General features: G+C 69.6%; 6 protein-coding genes. 4 read left to right on the top strand and 2 right to left on the bottom strand.

All coding sequences use genetic code 11. From position 1 onward, the window contains the following. The coding region (locus AC5RV2_RS14780; RefSeq protein ID WP_494092957.1) for an FAD-dependent oxidoreductase at positions 1-469 on the bottom strand (469 nt) is incomplete at its 3' end. Between the two features lie 81 nt (positions 470-550). Beyond that, positions 551-943 (bottom strand): MerR family transcriptional regulator, encoded by a 393-nt coding sequence (locus tag AC5RV2_RS14775; RefSeq protein WP_494092956.1) that lies wholly within the window; start codon positions 941-943, stop codon positions 551-553. Between the two features lie 174 nt (positions 944-1,117). Here AC5RV2_RS14775 and AC5RV2_RS14770 point away from each other — a divergent pair, with 174 nt between their 5' ends. The 4 genes from AC5RV2_RS14770 to AC5RV2_RS14755 all read left to right on the top strand — a co-directional run. Continuing rightward, complete coding sequence (locus AC5RV2_RS14770; RefSeq protein WP_494092955.1) at positions 1,118-2,635, top strand: SulP family inorganic anion transporter; 1,518 nt, start codon at positions 1,118-1,120, stop codon at positions 2,633-2,635. Between the two features lie 157 nt (positions 2,636-2,792). Further along, positions 2,793-3,170 (top strand): TraR/DksA family transcriptional regulator, encoded by a 378-nt coding sequence (locus AC5RV2_RS14765; protein WP_494092954.1) that lies wholly within the window; start codon positions 2,793-2,795, stop codon positions 3,168-3,170. 76 nt (positions 3,171-3,246) lie between these two features. Next, positions 3,247-4,449 (top strand): galactose-1-phosphate uridylyltransferase, encoded by a 1,203-nt coding sequence (gene galT, locus AC5RV2_RS14760; protein WP_494092958.1) that lies wholly within the window; start codon positions 3,247-3,249, stop codon positions 4,447-4,449. Next, a partial coding sequence (locus AC5RV2_RS14755) for a galactokinase family protein (protein WP_494092953.1) occupies positions 4,446-4,717 on the top strand: 272 nt, incomplete at its 3' end. The genes galT and AC5RV2_RS14755, both read left to right, overlap by 4 nt.

The following is a 4,717-nucleotide window of genomic DNA, read 5'->3' as shown; positions in this document are numbered from 1 at the left end:
CGGCAGGGCCGGTCAGCCGCGCCCTGACGGGGTGGTCGGGGTGGCTGCCGCCCGCGACGTCCAGGGCGGCAAGCCGGCACTCCCACAGCACCGCGCCGCCGAGTGCGCGCAGGTTCTGCAGCAGCAACTCCTCATTCTTGCTTTGTTCGTAAAACATGATGCCCGGGAACGGGGTGATTCCGCGGCCCATCCGGCCCAGCGGGACCCTGCCGCGCGGCTTCGTCCCGAAGCCGATGACCACCGCTTCGGCGAGGACGGCTTCGGCCATGACGGTGCCGGCGATGCCCAGCTGGTCGTAGATTTCCATGCTGCGCGCCTGCACCCCGAGCGCCCGGGATTCCCTAGTGGGGCCCGGCTTGCCGTCCGCGATGATGTGGTCGACGCCCAGCTTGGCCAGCCAGTTGGCGAGCATCAGGCCGGTGGGACCTGCCCCGACAATCAGCACATCGGTCTGGAGTTCGGCTGCCATGGCGGTACCTCCTCCTCCGAGGTTACCGCCGGCGCTGTTCCGGCGGCAGGGGGAGGACGGCCGAACGGGAGGGGCCGGCGGTCACCGCCCGCGCAGGTCGCTGATGAACTCGTCGGCCCGGGTCAGGTTCAGGGCGAGCTTGTTGCGCTTTTCGTCGGCGCGCCGGATGTAGTCCTGCAGGAGTTTACGTTCGCCGGGATGGGCGGCACCGTCGGCTAAAACGTCGATGATGTCGAGGAGCTCGGCCATCTCCTCCAGGGTGAATCCAAGCGGTTTCATGGAGCGGATGATCAACAAACGGTCCAGATCCGACTGCGTATAGACCCGGAAGCCGCCCTCGGTGCGGGTGGTGGCCGGCAGCAGCCCGATGTCGTCGTAGTGGCGGATGGTCCGCAGCGACAGGCCGGTGGCCTCGGCGAGTTCGCCGATGTGCATCGTGCGCGTGCCCGACGCGGTACTTTCGGCCTTGCCCATGGTCCAACCTCCCTGATCGCCCGATTACAACTCTACCCTTACGTTAGGTTAGGGTTGTACCGTCATTGACGTGCCTTCTTGTACGTCGACTTCCTTCCCTGCGCGGTGCCGCGCCCCCAGACTTTTAAAGGTACGTGAAGGCCTGCCGCCTTCAGGACGTGTGAATGGAGCCCCATGCCTGCAACAACCGCCGGTGCCCGGCCGGAGTTGACTCCCGAGGAGCGCCAGTCCGTGCTGCGCACGCTCAAGTCGCCGCGGCTGCTGAAGACGGAAGTGCTCGGCGGGCTGGTGGTCGCGCTGGCCCTGATCCCCGAGGCGATCGCGTTCTCCATCATCGCCGGCGTGGACCCGCGCGTGGGGCTGTTCGCTTCCTTCACCATGGCGGTCTCGATCGCGTTCCTGGGCGGCCGCCCGGCGATGATTTCGGCTGCCACCGGAGCGGTGGCGCTGGTGATTGCCCCGCTGGTGAAAAGCCACGGCCTGGACTACCTGGTGGCGGCGGTCATTCTGGCCGGCGTGTTCCAGGTGCTGCTGGCGGTGCTTGGCGTCGCCAAGTTGATGCGGTTCATCCCGCGCCAGGTGATGGTGGGATTCGTCAACGCGTTGGCCATCCTCATCTTTATGGCGCAGGTGCCTGAACTGCTGGGCGTGCCGTGGCTGGTGTATCCGCTGACCGCGCTGGCGCTGGCGATTGTTTTTGGTCTTCCGAAGCTGACCAACGCGGTGCCCGCGCCCTTGGTGGCCATCGTGGTGCTGACGCTGATCACTGTGTTTGCCTCCGTTGCCGTGCCGATCGTGGGCGACAAGGGAGAGCTGCCGGACAGCCTGCCCGCGCTGTTCTTCCCGGCAGTGCCGCTGACCCTGGAAACGCTGGAAGTGATCTTCCCGTATGCCCTGGCAATGGCGTTCGTGGGGCTGCTCGAATCGCTGATGACGGCCAAGCTGGTCGACGACGTCACGGATACCCGGTCCAACAAGACCCGCGAGTCCTGGGGCCAAGGCGCGGCGAACATCATCACCGGGTTCTTCGGGGGCATGGGCGGCTGCGCGATGATCGGCCAGACCATGATCAACGTCAAAGCCTCCGGAGCCCGCACGCGCCTCTCCACCTTCCTGGCGGGCCTGTTCCTGCTCATCCTCGTGGTAGCCCTCGGGGACATCGTGGCGCTGATCCCGATGGCGGCCCTGGTGGCCGTGATGGTCTTCGTGTCCTGGGCGACGTTCGACTGGCACAGCATCAAACCCTCGACTCTGAAGATGATGCCGAAGAGCGAGACCGCCGTCATGCTGGTCACCGTCGTCGCCACGGTTGCCACGAACAACCTGGCCATCGGCGTCGGCCTGGGCGTGCTGACCGCCATGGTGCTGTTTGCCAACCGGGTGTCGCACCTGGTGACCGTCGAGCGGACGGTGTTGGAGCTGAACGGCGAGGAAACGGCTACCTACGTGGTCGACGGCGAGCTCTTCTTCGCGTCCTCCAACGACCTCTACACGCAGTTCCAGTACGCCCTGGACCCGGACAAGGTCATCATCGACATGCACGCCTCGCACCTGTGGGACGCCTCGACCGTGGCGGCACTGGACGCGATCACCGAGAAGTACCGCAGCCATGGCAAGGACGTGCGGATCATCGGGCTGAACTCGGCCAGTGTGGCGATGCGGGAGCGGATGGCGGGCAAGCTCAACGGCTGACCGGCGGACCGGCTGACCGGCTGACCGGCTGTCCGCTGCAGCCGCGGCGGCCGGGGCCTCCCGTGCCGGGCGTCCACCCCATGTACCGCGGCAACGGCGTATTCTAGGGGCACCCCGGTCCGGACCTGCCGGACCGTCCAGCCGACGGGAGGCACAGATGAGCGAGAGCTTGACCCACCAGGATGTGGAGCACTTCGCCGCGCTGCTGGACGCCCGCGAGGCGTCGGACCGCGCCCAGGTGGAGCGCCTCACGGTCGACATTGCCGAAGTCACCGCCGCCACCCGGGACGTCCCGGCCGACGACGAACACGACCCCGAGGGCTCGACGGCCACGCTGGAACGCGCGCGCGAAGTGGCGCTGCTGGCCAGCACGGAAAAGGCGCTGACGGACATCGCCGCAGCCCGGGCCCGGCTCGCGGCCGGCACCTATGGCACGTGCGCCTCGTGCGGCAACCCCATCCCGCGCGAGCGCCTGGAGATCCGGCCGGAAGCACAATATTGCGTGACCTGTGCGGCGAAGCGGCGCCGTGCCTGAGCGAATCACCGTGGATCGTGCCACGCACGGGGCGGGCACCGCCGTCGTTGTTCCGGATGGAGAACCCGTCACCGCGGTGACCGGCACCCGGTTGGCGGACGGCCGCCAGTTGCTGTTTTTCGACGACGGCGCGCGGCCGGTTCCGCGGGAATCGCAGGACACCCGGGACCTGCCGGAGCGGCCGCCGGTGGGGGAGTTGCGCTACGACGTGCTGACGGGGGAGTGGGTGGCGCTGGCCGCGCACCGGCAGACCCGCACCTACCTGCCGCCGGCGGACGCGTGCCCGCTGTGCCCGAGCACGCCGGACTACGCCTCCGAAATCCCGGCGGCGGACTATGACGTGGCCGTGTTCGAGAACCGGTTTCCGTCGCTCGGGCCGGACCTGCTGGCGACGCCCGAGGACCCGGAGTGGGGCCGCGCCTACACCGCCGGCGGGCGCTGCGAGGTGGTCTCCTTCACCTCGGCGCATACCGGTTCGTTCGCCGGGCTGGACACCCGCCGCGTGCGCACCGTGATCGACGCGTGGGCGCACCGGACCGCGGCGCTCAGCGCGATGGACGGGATCGCGCAGGTCTTCTGCTTCGAAAACCGCGGCGCGCAGATCGGCGTGACGCTGCACCATCCGCACGGCCAGATCTACGCCTACTCCTACCTGCCGCCCCGCGGGGCAGTCATGGCCGCGGCCGCGCGGCAACACTTCGAGGCCACCGGCGGGCGGCAAACCCTGACCGGGGCGGTGCTCGGCCGCGAGCGCTCCGACGGGTCCCGGATGGTGCTCGAAGGCGAACACTTCAGCGCCTACGTGCCGTTCGCGGCGCGCTGGCCGCTGGAGGTGCACCTGGTGCCGCACCGGCAGGTCGCGGACCTCGCCGGGCTCACGGGTGCGGAGCGGGACGAACTGGCGGTGCTGTACCCGCAGCTGCTGGGCCGGTTCGACGCGCTCTACGACAGCCCCACCCCGTACATCGCCGCCTGGCACCAGGCGCCGGTCGCCCGCGCGCTGCGGGAAGCGGGCTACCTGCACCTGCAGCTGACCTCGCCGCGCCGGGCCGCCGACAAGCTGAAGTATCTGGCCGGCTCCGAAGCCGCGATGGGTGCCTTCATCAACGACACCCTGCCGGAGCAGGTGGCCGCCGCGCTGCGGGACGCGGATCCGCGCCGCATCACGGGTGCCGGCGGCGATGGACCGGGCGGGACGCGCGCGGCGGGCGAAGGGACCGGAGCCGCCGTGGCCGCCGGCGGGGAGGCCGGCGGGGGCGCCGGCGGTGAGGCCCCGTGACCGCCGAAGCTTTGGCCGCACACACCGCCGACGCCTTCGCCGCACGGTTCGGGCGCGGCCCGGACGGGGTCTGGGCGGGACCGGGACGGGCCAACCTGATCGGCGAACACACCGATTACAACGGCGGCTTCGTGCTGCCGTTCGCCATCGACAAGATCACGACGGCGGCGCTCGCCGTGCGCGGCGACCGCACCGTTCGGGTGGCCTCGGCGCTACCGGGCGCCGAGGCGGTGGAGGTCGGGCTGGATGATATCGGCCCGGGCGCGGC

The organism is Arthrobacter sp. Y3225116, from assembly GCF_059091245.1.
The sequence above is the reverse complement of the archived record's forward strand: the minus strand, read 5'-3'. Positions and strand labels throughout refer to the sequence as shown.

Excerpts from the sequence above, each read along its gene's own strand:
- AC5RV2_RS14775 (WP_494092956.1), bottom strand. The coding sequence starts at position 943 with ATGGGCAAGGCCGAAAGTACCGCGTCGGGCACGCGCACGATGCACATC.
- AC5RV2_RS14770 (WP_494092955.1), top strand. The coding sequence starts at position 1,118 with ATGCCTGCAACAACCGCCGGTGCCCGGCCGGAGTTGACTCCCGAGGAG.
- AC5RV2_RS14765 (WP_494092954.1), top strand. The coding sequence starts at position 2,793 with ATGAGCGAGAGCTTGACCCACCAGGATGTGGAGCACTTCGCCGCGCTG.